The organism is Mesorhizobium sp. M0848 (assembly GCF_040319805.1).
GTDB lineage: Bacteria > Pseudomonadota > Alphaproteobacteria > Rhizobiales > Rhizobiaceae > Mesorhizobium.
This window is the reverse complement of sequence record NZ_JAMYOM010000033.1, coordinates 19,137-37,836: the sequence shown is the minus strand read 5'-3', so window position 1 is coordinate 37,836 and position 18,700 is coordinate 19,137. Positions and strand designations below refer to the sequence as shown.

General features: G+C 60.3%; 14 protein-coding genes. 3 read left to right on the top strand and 11 right to left on the bottom strand.

Features of this window, described 5'->3' with window-relative positions; genetic code table 11:
* Window positions 1–2: 2 nt before the first annotated feature.
* The 5 genes from NKH95_RS29090 to NKH95_RS29070 form a co-directional block, all read right to left on the bottom strand.
* Complete coding sequence (locus tag NKH95_RS29090; protein ID WP_023809554.1) at window positions 3–1,901, bottom strand: ABC transporter substrate-binding protein; 1,899 nt, start codon at window positions 1,899–1,901, stop codon at window positions 3–5.
* Window positions 1,898–3,793 (bottom strand): ABC transporter ATP-binding protein, encoded by a 1,896-nt coding sequence (locus tag NKH95_RS29085; protein WP_023809553.1) that lies wholly within the window; start codon window positions 3,791–3,793, stop codon window positions 1,898–1,900. The genes NKH95_RS29090 and NKH95_RS29085 overlap by 4 nt, the downstream gene beginning before the upstream one ends.
* A 157-nt stretch (window positions 3,794–3,950) precedes the next feature.
* Window positions 3,951–5,285 (bottom strand): adenylate/guanylate cyclase domain-containing protein, encoded by a 1,335-nt coding sequence (locus tag NKH95_RS29080; protein ID WP_352442503.1) that lies wholly within the window; start codon window positions 5,283–5,285, stop codon window positions 3,951–3,953.
* A 536-nt stretch (window positions 5,286–5,821) separates the two neighbouring features.
* Window positions 5,822–5,926, bottom strand: coding sequence for a hypothetical protein (locus NKH95_RS29075; RefSeq protein ID WP_023809549.1), 105 nt, complete (start codon window positions 5,924–5,926; stop codon window positions 5,822–5,824).
* Between the two features lie 169 nt (window positions 5,927–6,095).
* A complete protein-coding gene (locus tag NKH95_RS29070) occupies window positions 6,096–7,277 on the bottom strand; it encodes a DUF3095 domain-containing protein (RefSeq protein WP_352442504.1) in 1,182 nt (393 codons plus the stop codon).
* A gap of 73 nt (window positions 7,278–7,350) precedes the next feature.
* Between NKH95_RS29070 and NKH95_RS29065 the strand changes: the two genes are divergently transcribed.
* The gene (locus NKH95_RS29065; protein ID WP_023809547.1) at window positions 7,351–8,439 is read left to right on the top strand and encodes a glycosyltransferase family 4 protein; all 1,089 of its coding nucleotides are present in this window, start codon (window positions 7,351–7,353) and stop codon (window positions 8,437–8,439) included.
* The gene (locus NKH95_RS29060) at window positions 8,436–9,197 is read left to right on the top strand and encodes a polysaccharide deacetylase family protein (protein ID WP_023809546.1); all 762 of its coding nucleotides are present in this window, start codon (window positions 8,436–8,438) and stop codon (window positions 9,195–9,197) included. Before NKH95_RS29065 ends, NKH95_RS29060 begins: the two co-directional genes overlap by 4 nt.
* 1 nt (window position 9,198) lies before the next feature.
* On the opposite strand, the gene NKH95_RS29055 is transcribed toward NKH95_RS29060, so the two are convergent.
* From NKH95_RS29055 to NKH95_RS29045, 3 genes are read right to left on the bottom strand one after another with little or no spacing between them, the layout of a single operon-like run.
* A complete protein-coding gene (locus tag NKH95_RS29055; RefSeq protein ID WP_023809545.1) occupies window positions 9,199–10,053 on the bottom strand; it encodes an MBL fold metallo-hydrolase in 855 nt (284 codons plus the stop codon).
* A gap of 23 nt (window positions 10,054–10,076) precedes the next feature.
* On the bottom strand, window positions 10,077–10,523 hold the full coding sequence (locus NKH95_RS29050; protein WP_031212612.1) for a cyclic nucleotide-binding domain-containing protein: 447 nt from the start codon (window positions 10,521–10,523) through the stop codon (window positions 10,077–10,079).
* Between the two features lie 34 nt (window positions 10,524–10,557).
* Window positions 10,558–13,272 (bottom strand): ABC transporter transmembrane domain-containing protein, encoded by a 2,715-nt coding sequence (locus NKH95_RS29045; RefSeq protein ID WP_352894016.1) that lies wholly within the window; start codon window positions 13,270–13,272, stop codon window positions 10,558–10,560.
* A gap of 233 nt (window positions 13,273–13,505) precedes the next feature.
* Here NKH95_RS29045 and NKH95_RS29040 point away from each other — a divergent pair, with 233 nt between their 5' ends.
* The gene (locus tag NKH95_RS29040; RefSeq protein ID WP_081734794.1) at window positions 13,506–14,171 is read left to right on the top strand and encodes a class I SAM-dependent methyltransferase; all 666 of its coding nucleotides are present in this window, start codon (window positions 13,506–13,508) and stop codon (window positions 14,169–14,171) included.
* A gap of 36 nt (window positions 14,172–14,207) precedes the next feature.
* Here NKH95_RS29040 and NKH95_RS29035 read toward each other — a convergent pair whose 3' ends face one another.
* Genes NKH95_RS29035 through NKH95_RS29025 form a run of 3 tightly spaced genes read right to left on the bottom strand, consistent with a single transcriptional unit; the run spans window position 14,208 to window position 17,816 of the window.
* The gene (locus tag NKH95_RS29035) at window positions 14,208–15,359 is read right to left on the bottom strand and encodes a glycosyltransferase family protein (protein ID WP_023809542.1); all 1,152 of its coding nucleotides are present in this window, start codon (window positions 15,357–15,359) and stop codon (window positions 14,208–14,210) included.
* Window positions 15,356–16,600 carry a glycosyltransferase gene (locus tag NKH95_RS29030; RefSeq protein ID WP_023809541.1) on the bottom strand — a complete coding sequence of 415 codons (1,245 nt, stop codon included), beginning with the start codon at window positions 16,598–16,600 and terminating at the stop codon, window positions 15,356–15,358. The genes NKH95_RS29035 and NKH95_RS29030 overlap by 4 nt, the downstream gene beginning before the upstream one ends.
* Window position 16,601: 1 nt before the next feature.
* A complete protein-coding gene (locus tag NKH95_RS29025; RefSeq protein ID WP_128303851.1) occupies window positions 16,602–17,816 on the bottom strand; it encodes a glycosyltransferase family protein in 1,215 nt (404 codons plus the stop codon).
* Between the last annotated feature and the right edge of the window lie 884 nt (window positions 17,817–18,700).

Here is an 18,700-nt window from a genome sequence, read left to right as displayed (position 1 = left end):
GCTCAGGACTCTCCAAGCCAGAATGTATCCGGCATGTAGACACCGAAATAGGCGGTCGGATCGTAGCCGAAGAGCGCCTTGTCAGGCAGATTGCGCAGCCGTGAGGACACCAGAATCGGCTGATGCGTTCCGTTCACGGTCCCGATCGAAAACACCTGATCGGTGTAGATCGACAGCATCGAATTCCAGATTTCGGCGCGCTCTGTCGCTTCGGTCGATGCGTTCCAGCGCTTGAGCAAAACCATTAACTCGATCACTGCAGGAAGATCGGGCGCCTCGCCCATCTTGCCATGAGACAAGTAGTGAGCACCCCAGAGCGGCCATTGCAGCTGATCGTCGATTGTGGGGGCCAACTGACTCGGGTTCATGTCGGCGGTCGGCACGCCATTGTCGATGCCCGACCACATCGACATCATGATCTGGCCGCCAAGCGCGCGGCTGCGGAAGATGTCGCGCTGCGAAGTCCGGATGAACAGGGCGATGCCGATCTTTCGCCAGTGATCGGTGATGAGTTCGAGCGCGTCGGTTTCCAGCGTGCTTTCGCCGGCGGTTTCCACGATGATCTGGGCAGAGCGTCCATCGGGAAGTATCCGCAGGCCGTCATCGTCACGTGCCAGAAGCCCGACCTCGTCGAGCAGCGCGTTGGCCTGGTCGGGATCATGGGCAACCCAAGCTTTAGCGAATTCCGGCCGGTAGAGCGGGCTCTCGGACAAAACCGTATCGGCGCTTTCCTGCGCCAATCCGTAGAACACGGCCATATTGATCTCGCGCCTGTCCACGGCGAGCGAAAGTGCGCGGCGCACGCGCACGTCACGCAGAAGGCCACGCCACACCTGGTCGGCACAATTCAGATTCGGCAGCAGCGCCAGCCGAGAACCCTGTGTGCGTTTCCACAGGTGCATCTTCACCGGATAGCGCTTCTCCGCGTCCTTCAGGAAGGAGTAATCGCTGAAGTCAATTCCCATGCATTGCAGGTCGCTCTCGCCCGCCCCGGTCTTCGCGGAGATGATCGCCGATGAGCTGACATTCATGATGATTCGGTCAACATAGGGCAGTTGCCGGCCGTTCTCGTCTGTCCGATGAAAGAAGGGGTTGCGCTCGAAGATGAATTGCTCGGCCGGCGGCTTGGTTCGGTTCTGCCAGGGGTCGAGCGTCGGCAGTTCCGGGTTCTCCGGGCGATATTGCCGCGACATACGGATATGCAGGAGCGTCCATTTCTGGGTCCGGTTCTCCTTCATCAGGCCGGCGAGCCGGAATGGATCCTGATATTTCTTGTGGAACTGCTTGAGATAGGCGGATGGCAGAACAAGCGATATCGGCGAAGCGGCAGCGAGCTTGGGCAGGAAGTCGGGATTGGGCGCATCCCAACTATAGCGCACCGTCAACGGATCGACGATCTCGAAGCGTGGCGGCTTGCCGTCCGCCATCAGGGTCGGGGCGAGCCCGCCTTGCGAAAGCTCATCGTTCAGCCAGACATCTTCCCAACAATAGCGAAAATCCTCCGGCGTCAGCAGGCTGCCGTCGGACCATTTGTGTCCTTCCCGTATCTTGAACGTGAAGATGCGATCATCCGCGACGTCGAAATTTTCGAGAATGTCGGCCTGCAAGCTAAGCTTTTCGTCGTAGCCGACCAGGCGAGAATATCCGTAAATCGTCATCATCCGGATATCTTTCTGGCTGCCGATGATCGTACGCAGCGTGCCGCCATATTGGCCCGGCTGCCGGCCCATCGTGGCGAGATTCAAGGCGCGCGGGCTCTTGGGCAGGCGCTCGGTGAGTGCTGGCAGCGCCCTGGCCGTCAGCTGCGGCCGAAGAAATTCCGGCTCCAGGTCGCCAGCGCGCGACGTGCCCGGCAGGAGTGCCGAAGCCATCACGCCAAGGACGGTGCGACGGCTGATCAATGGCGTAACTCGCTGACATCGGCCGAACGTCGGGCCAGCACGAGGTGGCCGCCGCCAAGATCGAGCGGCGCCAGGACATCCTCGTCGCCTTCTTCGCGGAATTGTGGTCCCCATGCGCTGGTGTCAGAAGCGCCGCCGAGCTTCAGCGTCTTGAAATCCATCGGCCGGTCGAGATCGGGGAAAGGTACCGCGGCGACCAGGGAGCGCGTGTAGGGGTGGATTGGTTTCCTGAGCAGAATTTCGCGCGGCGCAAGCTCGACGATACGCCCGCCGCACATCACCGCGATGCGGTCTGCCATGTAGTCCACCACCGCCAGATTGTGGGATATGAACAGGTAGGTCAGGCCCAGTTCTTTTTGCAGGTCCTTCAGAAGATTCAGGATCTGCGCCTGGACAGAGACATCGAGCGCCGAAACCGGCTCGTCGCAGATCAGGAGTTCAGGCCCCAGCGCCAATGCGCGCGCGATGCCGATGCGCTGACGCTGCCCGCCGGAGAAACTGTGCGGATAACGCTTGATGAAGCGCGGATCGAGCCCGATTGCCTGCATCAGGCTCTTGACCGTGGCGAGTCGGGACGCCGCATTGCCACGCTCATGGATCTCCAGCGGCTCGCTCAAGATGTTCTCCACCGTCATGCGAGGTGAAAGCGACGAAACCGGGTCCTGGAAGACCATCTGGATTTTCGCGCGCAATATGCGCAGGGCATCTCCCTCTGCGCCCAGGACGTCGGTCGGTCCATCGCGGCCGTTGAAGATCACAGAACCGCCGCTGGGGGTAATGGCCCGCATGAGGATCTTGCTGACGGTTGTTTTGCCACAGCCGCTTTCGCCGACCAGACCCAGACACTCACCCCGCCTGATGTCGAAGCTCACGCCGTCCACGGCGCGAACAGAGGATTGATGACCCCCGCTGAACCATCCTGACTTGCGGATGGTGAAGGTCTTGGTCAGATCCCTTACCGACAGCAGGATGTCGTCTGGCCCCTTCGATGCCGGGGCAGTCTGCTTGCCGAGCAGGTTCCCGACATTCACCGGCACCTCGCGGAGCGCCTTTAGCCTTTCACCGGGCTTCAGGTCGAAATGCGGAACGGCTGCCATTAGGCCCTTCAGGTAAGGGTGGCCCGGCCGGCGGAATATCGCCTCGACAGGCCCCATTTCCATGATCTCGCCATGGTACATGACCACCACCTCGTCGGCGACATTGGCGACCACGCCGAGGTCGTGCGTGATCAGCAGCATCGCCATGTTCAGCTTGGTCTGAAGCCCGCGCAGCAATTGCAGGATTTGCGCCTGGATGGTGACGTCCAACGCCGTCGTCGGCTCGTCGGCGATCAACAAAGCAGGCCGGCAGATAAGCGCCATGGCGATCATGGCGCGTTGCCGCAATCCTCCCGAAAGTTCAAATGGATACATGTCGTAGGCGCGCTTGGGATTGGGGAAGCCGACAAGGCCGAGCATTTCCTCGGTCCGCGCCTTGCGCTCCGCCCGAGCCATAGGCGTATGAATCTGCAAGGATTCGCTGACCTGGTTGCCGATCGTGTGCAGCGGCGAGAGCGATGTCATTGGCTCCTGAAAGATTTTGCCGATGCGGCTGCCTCTCAACGCCCGGATTTCGGTTCCGTCACGCTGCATCTGCAGGATGTCTTGCGTCGTGCCAGGCTTTTCAGGATCAGAAAACAGGATACGGCCGCGAACGTGGGCCGTATTCGGCAAAATGCCCATCACTGCCTGGCTGAGAACCGATTTTCCGGAACCGGACTCGCCCACAAGCGCGGTAACCTTGCCGGGCAGGACGCGGAGATTTGCGCGTCTGACGGCATGCAACGGTCCCCCGATCATGGCAAAAGAGATGCCAAGATCCTCGATCCGCAGCAGATCAATGCCCGAATTCATCCTCACACCAGCCCCACTCTGGCAGTCTGCCGGGCGGCAGACCCAAAAAGCGAGACTAGCGTATTGCCAGCCTAGAGCAACTTGGATTCGAATCGAATTCCGCGACGGAACCGGCGACCGGGCTGCACACCAAGGCTTTCGGACCGGATCGTGTCGGTTACTGGAGCTTCCTCCGGTCGCTTGCCGACAACCGCGCGGCATCGCGATGAAGCAGCATGACCTGCTCGGCGTCCGATATCCGGTCCTGAATCGGCGCAGCGTCTTCATCGAGCGCGAGAGCACCCGACAAATCGGGTGAAAGCACCGTCAGCTTCTGCTTGATACCCGCCAGTTCCTCCGTGCCGAGCGTCAGCCAACTGTTGTCGCCGCAATAGCTGGCGAAGTCCTTGCTGGCGAGAACGCTGTGCGGATATTTCTTGGTCAGGGTCTGGAGACGCTGGACCTCGTTTACAGCCGAGCCGAAGACAGAGAATGTCAGCCGGTCGGTAAGTCCGACGTTGCCGAACATCACATTGCCGACATGCAGGCCGATACCAAACTTTATGTCGCCCAACCCCTGCTCCTTTCTGCGCAGATTGAGCTCCATCATGCGCGCGCTGGCCTTGTGCGCTGCCGCAAGAGCAGCCTGGCAGGCGATCTCGGACTGCGAGCGATGCCTTTCGCAGGGGTAGACGGCGATGAAGCCATCCCCCAGGAAACTCATGATCTGCCCGCCTTTGCGATTGAAAGGTGCAGCGATGGCATCGAAAAACTGGTTCAGCGTATCGATGTAGATTTCGCGACCGGAGGTTTCGGCAAGCCTTGTCGACCCCCGCATATCGCCCATGACCAGTGCGGCCCGGATTGTGTCACCCTCGCCGCGCTTGATCTGGCCGTCCAGCACACGTCTGCCGGCGTCGCCGCCAAGATAAGTGGTCATCATGTTGTCGGCGAGCTTGGTGAGCACCGCCATCTTGGTGGCGATAGCGAGATAGTTCTGGATCCGCAATAGCGCCGAAATCATGCCGTCGCTGAAGCCAGACGCACTGTCGGTCGACCACGACCCCATCATGCCCTGGCTGGTATCGCCGTTGAAGGGATGCACGAATGCCATGTAATCGGTGACGCCCATACGCCTGAGGTCGTCGAAAACAGGAAACTCCGACCGCACCGACGGGTCAAGCCGGCGCCGCAGGTGGTCGAGCTTGTTGCTGAGCAGATGGTAGTATGGGCTGGTCAGGAATCTGTCGGAATGAACGCCGTTCTCACTGCGGAAGCCTTCCACTTCCAGGCCCTGGCCGCGAAGCCAGGTAAAACCAAGCGCGTCATAGAGCGGATGAAGCATCGAAAAGCTCAAATGCACCCGCTTCAGCGGCAGGCCGGCAGCAGCCAACCGTTCACAAAAGCCCTTTACCAATGTTTCCAGGTCGTTGCCCGCCAGCGCCGATTGGCTCAGCCAGTCGGCAACTTTATCCATGAGAATGGTGGAAACTTCTGCTTGCGCTGTGCTCATGCTATCTCAAACCCGTCGAAGACGAGCCATCTCCTTTGATCCGCCACACAAGTGAAGGCAGTGAAGCCGGCTTCGGCGACGAAAGCCGGCGAAGAATTTCCTAAATAACTCCTTGCAGGAAGGAAGCAGGCGTAAACAGCATCTATCACCTGGAACCCTATGTGGCGAGGCTTCCGGCGGAGTGCAATCTCGATCCTGACATCGGGCAAAGAATTCGCCGTCTCAGACATCGTCGGGCCTTCACCACCACTGTCTCTTGGACCAGCCCGAGGCGGCCAAAATCATTGCGTGTGTCGACGACCAGAGGAGCGTGATCAGCGATCGCCTGATAGTCGATCGCGTCGTGGTAGGTTGCCACGACGACAGCATCGAATCCTTCGGGGATCCTCTCCGGCTCCCGGTGTTTCGTCAGCGGTGTCGGAACGCAGATTATGATGGCATCGCAGACGGCTAGTTCGGCAAATCCGCAGTGGTGCGGAACCGCCCGGCCGGCACGGCTGTCGACGTCACTGCCTCAATTAGGATTGGCCGTTGGCTCAGGCATCGACCTTCCGGGCTTCGATGTCGAAGCCGGAAACCGGGAACCCGGCGCGTGCGATCGCAACCGACAGCGGCAACCCGACATAGCTCGGTCCGATCACGCCGACTTGCGCGACGCACCTCGAAATCCGGTTCAGAAGACGGTCATATGTTGATCGTTAGGCGTCCAAAAATCTGCTTTCCCGTCAATTCGGACAGGCTACCCGCTCCCATGGCGCGGCTCACCGGTGCCAAGAACCATGAGTGAGGGCATATTGCGGAAACAAGCAGTCAGCAGACCGGCGCCTTCGCCTTCAGGCTTGCGGCAGCCATCGCGTAGCCGCCGGCGGCGCCATCGATGAAATGAACATGATCGCGCTGCAGCGGCGAGATGACGAGGCAGGTCATCAAGGCCGACTTCTGGCGGTGCAGGCCATAATTGCAGATGCCCGCCTCTTCCGCCTGCTTCAGCCGGTCTTGGATCCGATGCAGCACATCCGCGTCAACGTCGATGGTCATCTTCAAGCCGTCGTCGAACTTTCGGAAATCCGAATTGCTGGCCACCTCGCGTTTGTAGACCTTCGGATCGAAACGGCCAATCGTCCAGCCAAATCGATCGGTTACAGCCGTAAGCGTCATCAGGAACACGATCCACAGCTTCGACCGCCACCGCCATCCTGCCGTGGCCATCGCCCGCGCCTCGACATCCAGGCCGGCGGGCAGCAGACTGTAGCCCGGGCCGTCCACCGGCACCGGGTGGCCATTGCGCTCCTGCCTGCCGGCGAGGGCGATGATGTCGGAAGCCAGAAACTGAAACCCGCGCAAGTCGCGCGACGCCCCCGGTGTGGCTATGATCGAGACGATTTCGCCATGCCGTGCTTCGATCGGGTTCCAACGGCAGGAAAGGCCGGTCAGATCCGGCCGCGCGCCGACCGGCGCAGGATCGATGCGGTAGCGCCCCGCTTTCATCTCAGCTTCCGCCCAACTGCCGCCACCGCCGGCGAACATGGCATAGAAGGCCGCTTCGGAGGCCTGGAACCTCGCCACGCGAACGTCGAGGCCCTGCGCCCTTATGTCCCCTATCGGCACGATCGCGGCGCGCAAGGTCAGGCCCAGTTCGTCCGCCACCCATCTTTGGACGGCCGCCAGCGCGTTGCGGGCGATCTCCAGCGCCGAGCCGGGAAACGCCACGAGTGCGCCGTCGCCGCCGAAGACAAAGGGGAGATCTTGCCGACCCAGCGCATTGAGCAGCGCCGAAATGACGCTTGCGCCGGCCATATTGACGGTTTTATAGCGCCCCGCCTCGATCGCCTTGGTCGAGCCGACAATGTCGGCAGTGGCCAGCGCCCAGCCATCGGGGAGGGGCCGATAGTTATCGATATCGGCAACGCTTTCGAACTTTGCGAAGACAGGCAAAGAAGCGACAAACGGGTCGGACGCGACAGCTGGTTCCATGGCCATTAGATAGCACATTCCACGGCTTGAAGGTGAAGTCGATTACGCTTCGAAATTGACTTGCGCAGGCTTTCCGATGATAGGTCGCGCGATGCGAATTGCCTTCTACGCGCCGCTGAAGTCACCCAATCATCCCGTTGTCTCCGGCGACCGCCAGATGGCACGGATGCTTGTCAAAGCGCTGGAGTACGGAGGGCATAGCGTCGAATTGGCATCTGAGTTGCGCTTCTATCTACGCCAGCCGGAGTCGAAAAGTTTCGAGGCACTCAAGATCGAGGCCGCAGAGGAAGCCGCGCGGCTGACCAAGCTTTGGGATCGTGACGGCAAGCCCGATCTCTGGTTCACCTACCATCCCTATTACAAGGCGCCCGACTTGATCGGGCCGGAGCTGGCGTCGGCCTTTGCTGTCCCCTATGTGACAGCGGAAGCCTCCTATTCCAGGCGACGCAATGCCGGCTTGTGGGCCGATAGCCAAGCATTGGTGGCGCGAGCCATCGAACAAGCGGCTCTGAACATCTGCTTCACCCAAAGGGATCGTCAGGGACTGGCGGATGCTATTCCCAAGGCCGCTTTCGGTATGCTTTCGCCCTTCATCGACATATCGGCATTCCGGGAAATCCCGGCACGGGGTTGTCCGACGCGCCTCGTTACCGTCGCCATGATGCGCCCGGGCGACAAACTGGGCAGCTATCGCATGCTGGCGCAAGCGCTCGGCTTGATCGGCCATATGCCCTGGACCATGTCGGTCGTCGGAGACGGGCCAGCTCGCGACGAGGTCGAAGCGCAATTCGCCGGCTTGCCCGCCGATCGTATCGAATGGATCGGCTCGATCGAGCCTGCCGCCGTGCCGGATGTCCTTTACACCGGGGGAATCTATGTCTGGCCGGGTTATGGCGAGGCCTACGGCGTTGCCTATCTTGAAGCACAGGCCGCCGGCCTTCCGGTGGTGGCCCAGGACATCGCCGGCGTGCCGGAGGTCGTGCGGGATGGCCAGACCGGGTTTCTCACCCCGCCGGGCGATGTCGCGGCGTTCGCTTCCGCCATTGAAAGGCTTCTGGCCCGGGACGACGAAAGAACCATCATGGCCGCGGAAGCCCGGCGTTTCGTTCTCGAAGAACGTTCCCTCGGTGGCGCAGCTGCGCGTCTGGCCGAACTTATTGCGAAGGTCCCGGTCTCATGACGTCCGATCCGATCTGGCAGCCCTTGGTGGAAGAGCTGGCGCGCCTGCAACGGGCGGGCCGAAAGGCGGAGTTCTGGCTGCGCGACGACGACGCCGTGTATCCGACGCCTGCGCTTGATCGGCTGCTCGACCTCACCGGTGAATTCGCGGTTCCGGTCACTCTGGCCGTCATTCCGGCCCTGACCGACGCGAAGCTTGTCGCCCGGCTCGACGAGGCCCCGCATGCCACGGTCGCCATCCATGGCTGGGCGCACCGGACTCATGCGCCCGAGGACCAGAAAAAGCAGGAGCTCGGCGCGCATCGGCCACGCGAGGCGGTGCTCGATGATCTGGCTCGCGGACTGTCGCGAGTAACCGGCCTGCACGGCGCACGTGCCGTTCCGATGCTGGTGCCGCCCTGGAACAGGATCGACGCCGGCGTGGTATCCGACCTTGGATCGATAGGTTTTGCGGCCTTGTCAGTCTATGGGCCGCCGAAGCCGGCTTCATTGGCGGTCATCAACAGCAATGTCGACATCATGGATTGGCATGGCACGCGCGGCTGCCGCGATCATGGTGTATTGGTCCAGGCTATCATCGCACACTTGCAGCATGCATCCGACGGCGAGCCGATCGGCCTGCTCACCCACCATCTTGTACATGATGAATCGGCCTGGCTTTTCCTCGAACGATTGTTGACAGTCACCGCACAGGCTGAACCCTGTGCATGGCTTCCGATCAGGACATTGATCGGGCGCCACGCGGGTAAAGGAAAATAGCTCAGCGCTTTCTGTGCGATGAGACCGGGAACTTGAGCATCTGGCCATCCCGCGCGGCAAAAGCGCCGGCAAACCTGTCCTTGGCCAGCTTCTCCATCTCGTCCAGTTGCTCGTCGGTGCGTGTCGGATCGTGGTGAAACAGTGCAAGCGCCCGTGCACCGGCCGCCTCACAGAGCTTGACGCCCTGTTGCCATGTCGAGTGACCGTTACCGCGGCGGCGTTCCATTTCCTTCTCGGTGTAGGTGCAATCGTAAATGACGAGGTCGGCATCTTCGATCAGGTCGAGCACCGACTGATCGAGTTTGTCCGGCTCGTGCTCGGTGTCGGTGATCACCGCCACGACGCGGCCGCCCCATTCGATCCGGTAGCCTATGCAGCCTCCCGGATGGGTGAGACTGCCGGTCCGAACCACCACCCCTTCGCGCGGCCGAAGCACGTCTCCGGATACGAAATCGCGGCAGTCGAGATTTGCCTTGCAGACGTTCATTTTCACCGGAAACCACGGCGGCCGTATGAACTCATCGATAATCTGCCGGGTCGTCATGCGTCCTGCAAGATGCCCGGACCAAAGCGTAAGCTTGACGCTCGGGTCGAAGATAGGCGCAAAAGCCGGCAGCCCGATGATGTGATCGTAATGGCAATGGGTGAAAAGCAGGTCGAAATCGGTCACATCCGACGCCTGAAGCGCCTTGCCGGCAGGCCGCAGGCCAGAGCCTGCGTCGAACAGAAGCGTATGCTTGCCGCATCGCATCTCAATGCAGATTGTGTTGCCGCCATAGCGAGCGAATTCTGGCCCGGATACAGCAATGCTGCCGCGCACGCCCCAAAATCTGACCAGGAAAAAATCGTCGTCCATGCTACCTTTCGCCCATCATAGCTCTAGGCGCTTCGTGCGTCGATCAGATCCGCGGTCGTATGGCTTAGCCGATCGGCAAGAACCCGCAATATCTCGATGGTCATTTCCGGGAACTCCTTCATAAGCCTCAGGAAATGATCCTTGCGGATTCTCAAGGCCTCCAGATCACTTGCCGCGCTGACGGTGGCAGTGCGGGAGCTGTTGCACAATATGGCGATCTCGCCGACAATCGAATTTGGCAGCAGTTCGGCAACTTTCATCGGCCCGCTGTCGGAATCGACCAGAATATCCGCCCTGCCTGAAAGGATGACATAGGCAGCGTCTGCCTCGTCGCCCTGCCGGAAAAGAATCTGGCCGGCGCTGTAATTCACGCGATCGGATGTGAACGCGAGCAGCTTGAGCTTTGCCGGCTCAATGCCAGAGAACAAGGGAACGCGTTGCAGCATTCCAACTTCATCCTTGAGCAGCATTGTCGCAAACCTTCCTAAATTCGCGTCTGCCAGACTATGACAGAAGTTCCTTGAAGATACCGTTCTCTGCCAAAAGTGTCTCGTGTGTACCGTCTTCCACCAATTGACCCGAGTCAAAGACCATAACGCGATCGAACATCATCGCCATTGCCGGACTCGTCACGACCCACACAATTGCCGGCGAATGGCCGTCGCGTCTGGCTTCCTCGAGCACGTTTCGCAGCACCTTGTCCTGAATGCGCTGGTCGAGCGCCGACAGCGGCCGGTTGAGAATGAGAAAATCGGGACGCTTGAGCAGAGCCCGGGCAACATCGAGCTTCTGTCGCTGTCCGCCGGTCAGCCGCCTTCCACCGGCGCCGACGTTGAAGTCCAGGCCGACATCCAGAAGCTCGGCATAGAGCCCCAGCTCGTCAAGAATGTCATAGACGATGGAGCGTATGCGGTCCGGGGCGTCGGGATGGTTGTTTCCCACACGGCCGAATAGGACATTGTCCATGACGGTGGCCGCGGCAATGTATTTGGCAGGATCATACCGTTCGATCGCGTTGTGCAGTTCGGGCGGCAGGTTTTCATAGAACTGGTTGCGTGCGGCGACGATCTTGCTCATCAACTCGTCGGTCAGCAGGCCGAAGCGGTGCCGGGGCTCGATATAGGCAAAGCTCAAGGTGATGATCATGGCGCGGTCGGCCTCCGAAACCGCCTCGTAGGGGCGGTTCTTGAGCCGCTGCAGCAAGGTCTCGTAGGCGGGGATCTCCTCGGCGCTCATGAAGGCGAGCTGCTGGAAGAACTGGTGATCTGGCGGCAGGTCGGCAAACAGCTCGATCGCCTGTTCGGCGATCTCCATGCCCATCTCGTAGAGCGTGCTGTCGAGGCCGGCCTGCTTCAGCACGGAAGCAAAGTAGGGATTGGCCGCCAGAGCCTTGTCGGCCAGTTCGGGGCCGGCGGCGGCGCCGAAAAGCAAGTTCTGGCCGATCGTCGCTTCCGTGTTGTAAGCGCCCGGCTCGAAAGGAACCACCAGTTCGCGCAGCCCTTCCTGTTCCAGCCGGGTTCGCAGCGCTGCACGCAGTTCGACGATCCGCCCGGCGAGCTTCGTGTGACGCGTGAGGTCGGCCGAAGAGCGCAAGCCAAGATCCAGAATGTCGCGCGACAGAAGAACCGCGTCGAGCACCCGGCGCACCGCTTCAAAGAGGTCGTGCGGGCCGGTAGCACCGGCGGAAGCATAGTCGATCCAGTCGCTATGGACGTCGAAATCCGGATTGCCCGACCGGCGCGCCTCGTCCATATTCCAGCGCTGCTGGTCTGCCGCGGCGCCGTCATAAGTCACCGATGTCAGCGGTGCATGCTTCAACCCGTAGAGCAGGTTATCGCGCAGGCTTGCTTGGAACAGGAAAACATCCGACGAGGCGTAAGACATGCGCCGGCCGGTCACGGCTTCGGGGAGTTCAAGCAGGTCATCGGCGCCCGAAGCGACCTTTCCACTCTCTGGCCAGTTCAGACGCGCGAAGGCTTCTGCTAGCGCCTCCGCTCCGCCTGTCGGGGTGCTGACCAGCGCCACCGTCTCAGCCGGCTTGACCTGCATGGAGACACGGTTGAGGAGCATTGCACCGCCATCGTCTGCCATGGAGAGACCGACCGCCGACAGCGGGTTTGTCATCGGACCGGGATCGTCGATCGTCAGTGCCGCGATTCCCGGCGCAATGATATCCTCGACGGTGAACTGTTCAACGACCTGCTGATATTTGACCTGGACATCCTGCCGATCCTGATCCCAGTCGATCAGTTCCTTCATCGGTCCGGGCAGGTCCTTGTAGGCTCCGATCACCGCCACGAGTTGGCCGACGTCCAGCCGGCCCCCGATGACCAGATACCCGCCGATCATGTAGAACAGAAAGGGCGTGAGCTGTGCGAGAAAATTGTTGAGGAACTTTACCATGAATTTCCATTGGTAAAGATCGAAGCGGATCTTGAAGATGAGCCCTAGCCTAGCAGCTATGTCGGCGCGCTCGTAGTTCGACGTATCGTGGACGTGAACCGCGCCGATGCCGTCAACGATTTCGCCAACCCGGCCAGAAAGCGCGCGCGCCGTCAACTGCCGTTGGCGCCCAAGCACGAGCAGCCGCCGCCGCATCCGCGGGATGAGTACGATCTGGATGATCACGATCACCACCGCTATCATTCCGAGCCAGACGTTCTGGACCATGATGAACAGCATGGCCGTCAGCGCCTGGCCGCCGAGCAGCACCGGCTGCAGGAAGGCATCGCCGATAAAGCCGCCCAGCGGCTCCACCTCATCCTTCACCATGGTCGCCACTTCGGCGGATTTCACCCGCTTGAAGTAAATCGGCGGAAACCGCAGCACACGATCGATCAGATCGAAGCGAATACGCCGCAGCATGCGTTCGCCGAGGCGGCCCTTGTAGGTGTTGATGTAGAGTTTGAACAGGCCGTTGATGACGACCAGCAAGAGGAACACAAGGCACAGGGCAAGCAGCGTCTCCTTGCGGTCAAGCTGAAAACCGGAGAAGAACTGGACCTCGCCAATGAACGGCAGGTTATAGTGCAATCTCATGAAGGGCAGGGTCGTGCCGGGTTGCTCGAACCCCTTCCCCTGGATCGGGCCGTTGACGATCAGCTTCGGCAGGTCGAAGGACATGAAATATGGGATCATCGAAAGCAGGACGATCATCAATATCCAGATCTGCTGCTTCCGGGTGTGCGTCCAGATATAGCGGGCTAGGCTGGGTTCCATATGCGACTGTCAGTTTGGAGGATGCAGGCGGTGAAAGCACCTGCTGGCAAACGATGTATCGGCAATGTCTTCGCGGATGGACGCCGCTGGTCGGGACAGACGCAATCGGCCCCCTTCGCCACCGTGCAACGGCGAAACGGCTGGCGGCATCGTCTTATCCGCAAGTCGAACAGGCTCGCGTGAGGCAATATTGCGTTGTGTCGCCCGAAATCCCAACATAGAGGACGAATATGATGGATGTCACACAAGCACGCAATGCCGGCGGGCACGAACAAGCCTTGGATCTCGCCCGGGGAATTGCCGCCTATGTCGACCACCCTCTCGTCGCCGGGCTGGCGCGCGTCATCGCCAAGCATCCGACGGCCGACATCGCCAACGCCTTCAACCACAAGCAGGTCGCTTGCAAGATGTGGGCGCTCGACGAGCTGTTTGGAAGCTGCGGCGGCCGGTTCGGGCGTATATGGGTGCTGGGTGGATGGTACGGCGTATTGCCGGCAATGCTTTTCAACGACGCCCGTTTCGACATTGCGGCGATCGACAGCATCGACATCGATCCGGAAGTCGGGCCGGTCGCCCGGACCCTCAACCGGGAAGCCGGCGACCGCTTCCGGGCGCTGACGGAAGATATGTACGCACTCGACTATGCCGCCGGGCGGCCCGACCTAGTGGTCAATACGAGCTGCGAACACATAGCCGAGCTGGGTGCCTGGCTTGCCCTGCTTCCGCGGGGCACGAATGTGCTGCTGCAATCGAACGATTACTTCAGCGAGCCGACGCACATCAACTGCGTGGCTTCGCTTGCAGCCTTCGAAGCAATGGCGGCGCTACGGGAGATCAGGTTCTCCGGCGAACTGCCGACAAAAAAATATACGCGCTTCATGCTGATTGGAACTGTTTGAAGCGCGTTTCGCGAATCCAACGAGATGCGACCTGCGTTAGGATTTCGAGGACCAGGTTCGTTGCCGCTCGCGCAGGATTTGCGCAGAGTGACGGGCGCCTTCCAGATCGAGACGATGCGCCGCTGGCGCCGGTCCCGCAAGCGCCTGTTCGATCGCTTGCGCCAGACACTCAGGCGTCAGGTCCTTTTCCATCCGCACCGTTGCAAGGCCGAGCTCTTCGAGCATAAGGGCTCGAACCGTCTGTTCCGTTTCCCCGCCGGCTGCAAAGGGAACGAGCAGCGAGCGACAGCGCGCGCGCAGGACATCGCAGACAGTGTTGTAACCCGCCTGCGAGACCGACAGGCGGGCGCCGGTCAGCAAGCTGGCGAAATCCTCGCGAAACCGGAAGATGGACAGGCGCGGCGTCGCATCGCGTGTAATCGCGTCAAATTCGTCCTTCGGCAGGTTTGGGCCGGTGATCAGACACCATTTCCAGGCGTTGTCGGCATTCCGCGCTAATGCGATGGTGGACCGGACAAGGCTCTTTCCGGCGGCCCCGCCGCCAACCGACACCACAACGTCGAAACGCTCGGAGGCCGCGGGCGCTGGTGGCGCGGCAACGAGCCCCGTGTACGCAACCTCGGCCCTGATCGCTCCCGCCAGTGGAAATGTCTTGTCGATGGTTGCGAAAGCCGGATCGCCATGGACCATGACAAGGTCAAAATGCCTGTTAACGAGATCGACCGTTTCCTCGTTTCGGCCCGGCTTGACGCGCTCCTGAAGGATATCACGGACTGACGTCACCAGCAGCGGTCTGGGCGACGCCGCGTCGATGGCCTCGATCAGCGGCAAGAGTTCGAAACGCATCTGCCGGCGCCCAAATGGAAACGCCTCGACAATGACGATATCAGGCCTGCAATCCCGGAATGCCTGCAGCAGCATCTCTGAACGCCGTTTCTTGAAATCATCGTCGATGGGCTTGCCCTGCAGGTCGACAAGACCGGAAAATCCTTCATCACCGGAGGTGACAGATGGCAGGGTTACAGATATTGCCCCCAATCCCGGAAACCCCGCGACCGGCGCTCCGCCAGTGACGATGGTTACGTCAAACCCGTCATCGACCAGAGCCGCCGCGACGCGGCTGGAGCGCGCGAGATGGCCGATGCCGAGCAGGTGCTGGACATAGAAGAACGCGCGCAGCCGCTTCATTCGGCGGCCCGCCACTCCCGTTCGAACAGCTCCTTGAGCTGTCCAATGCTTGCTATGTGATCGAAATTGCCGCGCACGCGCGCCTCTGCGGTGTCGCCGAGGCGGGCACGCAGCACGGGATCACGGATCAGCCGCTCCAGCGCCTGTGCCAGGGCAATTGGGTTTTCCGTCGGAACCAGCAGCCCGGTTTCATCCGGCGATAAAAGCTCCGGCACGCCGGAAATATCGGTCGACACGCAGGCAAGCCGCTGGCTGGCCGCCTCCACCAGAACATTCGGCAGACCATCGCGGTCACCATTTGCGGTGATCCTGCAGGCCAGGGCGAAGATATCGGCGCGGCGGTAGTGCTCAAGCACCTCTTCCTGCGCGAGCGCGCCTTTCCAAGAGATGCGACCATCCAGTCCGAGCTTTTGCGCCAACGCCTTGAGCCGTTCCAGTTCCTCGCCGCCGCCAATATGCTCGAAACGCCACGCTAAATCACCGGGCAAGAGGGCAAGGGCCTCCAGCAAGGTGTCGTAACCTTTCTTTGCAACGGCGCGCCCGACACTCAGAACGATAACCGGTTCGTCCGGCGCCGAGCCGTCATGCTGTTTTCGTGCCTCGCCGAAAATGCCGAAGCGATCAAGGTCGAGCCCATGATAGCTCAAATGCACTGACGAGTTGCCGTCGGCGAGTTTTTTCAGACGGTCGAAGCCGGTTTTCGTGCAAGTTACCGTCCAGCGCGCCGAGGAAAGCTTGCTGGCCAGATCCCAATCCGCCGAAGTCCAGATGTCCTTGGCATGGGCCGAGCAGCTCCAGGGCAGACCAAGAAGCTGGCTGGCATAGCGCGTCACCGATGCCGGCGTGTGCGCGAAATGCGCATGCAGCCATACCGCGTCTTCGGGCCATTCGGCCGCTAGCACGAGCGCTTGCCCGAAACGGCGCGCGCGATTGCGCGTAAAGTCGCGCGGCATATCGACGGCCAGCGATCCCAGTGCACGCCAGAAGCCCGGCCGCAGCAAACAAGCAGAAAGCGAGCGAACCACGCGCAGCGGCTCTTCATGCAGATATTCCGGCAGATAATGGACGGGCGCTTTGATCTCGTCATGCACGGGGTGGCGTTTTGCGTCGGTCGGCCGCCTGAGCGCAACGAGTATCAGATCGAACCCCGCACGCTCCAGTCCGAGCAGTTCCTGCGCGATGAAGGTTTCCGACAGCCGCGGATAACCCTTCAGAACCACGACGATCTTGCGATGTTGCAACTCAGTTCATGCCTTCAATAACCGAAAGGTGAGGGCCAGCCTGCCGGTCGAGCAATTCCGCGACGATTTCGGAAATATGAGGGAGCCCTTCCAGGGTCAGATGTGGATTACTCTGGGATGGACGAGGCCGATTCGGCAGCGCCACCAGTGCATCGGCAAATCGCTGGGAGTCCTTGGCTTCCTCCGGCAAAAGCATTTCGACGAGGCCCAGTTCGGCTGCGCGCCGCGCGCGGATCAGTTGTTCCTGGCGGGGTTCGATGCGCGGCACGATGAGCGCCGGCTTGTCGAAAGATAGTATCTCGCAATAAGTATTGTAACCGCCCATCGCCACTACCGCCTTGGCGCCGGCAATCAGGTCTTCCATGCGGTTGTCGAACTCGATAATCTTGATGTAGGGGATCGTGGCCCCCTTCTTCAGCAACTTGTTGCGCTTGCGAGCCGGCATGTAAGGCCCAAGCACGATCAGCGCCTTGTGCTGCAATTTCGGATCGTGCTGATAAGCATCGATGACGTCGTGAATCAATTCGGCGCCGTCGCCGCCGCCACCGGTGGTAACCAGGATATAGTCGCCCTCTGGCCGGTGGCCGGGCAACTGGTTCCGCTGCAGGCTCCGTTGCAGGAAACCGACGAATCTCATTTTTGCCCTGACAGCCGGCGGCACATCCAAGCCGGTCAATGGATCGTAGAAATCCGGCGGGCCATAGGCCCAGACCTTGTCGTAGAACAGGCCTATCTTGCGCATCACATCCCTGCGCGCCCACTCTGCTTCGAGCAGATGCGGTGCATCCATCACCTCGCGCAGGCCAAGCACCAGCGTGGTGCCCCGCGTCTTGAGGTAGGACAGCGTGTCCTCAATCTCACCGCGCAGGCCGAGCGGTTCCTTGTCGACGATGAAGATATCCGGCCGGAAGGTCTCGGCTGTGTGGCGAATGATCGACTGACGCATCCTTAGCGTCTCATGCAGATCGATGTCCTTTTCCAACGAGGTGTATTCGCCGTTGCGCAACTTGATGACGCTGGGGATCTTCACGAAGTCGACACGGGCGCGGTAGTCGAAGGCGCCGGCGATAGTCGCACCCGAAATGATAAGCACCTGAAGCCCACGGAAATCCTCGACCAGCGAATGCGCGATAGTCCGGCAGCGCTGCAAGTGGCCGAGCCCGAACGTGTCGTGGCTGTACATGAGAATTCGAGCGTTTTCTGCGTGCTGGGTCATTCTTGAACGTCTCTTAAATTCTCGCCTTGAGACCGTGAGTGGCCCGCCGGCTTCGAAACCATCCTGGGTTTGGCCGCAATTTTCAATTTATATTGCTTCTATGGAATGCCGTTCAGATATGCTTTCTGATCGCGAGTCCGGAACTAGATGGGTGGCGGATATCGCCGCGCGGGTGTGAGCAGAGACTTCCTGTTGTATTGTGGGATGGATCGAGGAGGAAAGCGATGTCAAAAAAATCGGCAGAAATCATCCCTTTTGATTCCGATCCGGACTGGTAAAGGTGAAATTCCCCTATCTTGCCCATATAGCCAATTGCTTGATCGTATACGAAAGGGCAAGGTAGCTGGCGTCGCACGGCGCATTGTTGTAGAATTCATTCGTGCGCCATTGCACTCGCCTCGGGACCAAAGGTGCCGCCCATTATTCTCTTGACGGGCGGTCTCATTGTGATTCACCGACCAGAAATTGAGCCATCTGTCGCCAAGCTAGCCGGAATTTCAGCAAAAATCGAGTGGATGCCAGCGCGGTCGCAACACACCACCCGCTGCAGGGTGTGTGCGACACCGGTTGCTTGTCGATCGTTATGGCCCATGCCAATGCCTTATTGGAGCGGTGACGGTACTTCTTTAAACGGCTTGGGCAGGCCGTCGAACGTCGTGAGGTACAAAAATCGCCCGATTGGTCCCGATAGTTGGTGAACCCTCGAAAATTCTTTGCGGCGAATTCCCTTTAAAACCAAAAGCGTAATTTTTTGACGGCTCTGGTGTCGGTCTCTTTTGGGACTATAGGGATATTTTAATGCAATTTCAATGAGTTATAGGCTACTTGATCATGCCTTGCGGATCGAGCCGCTTGTCGGCCAGCCATTCGACGACGCGTGGCAA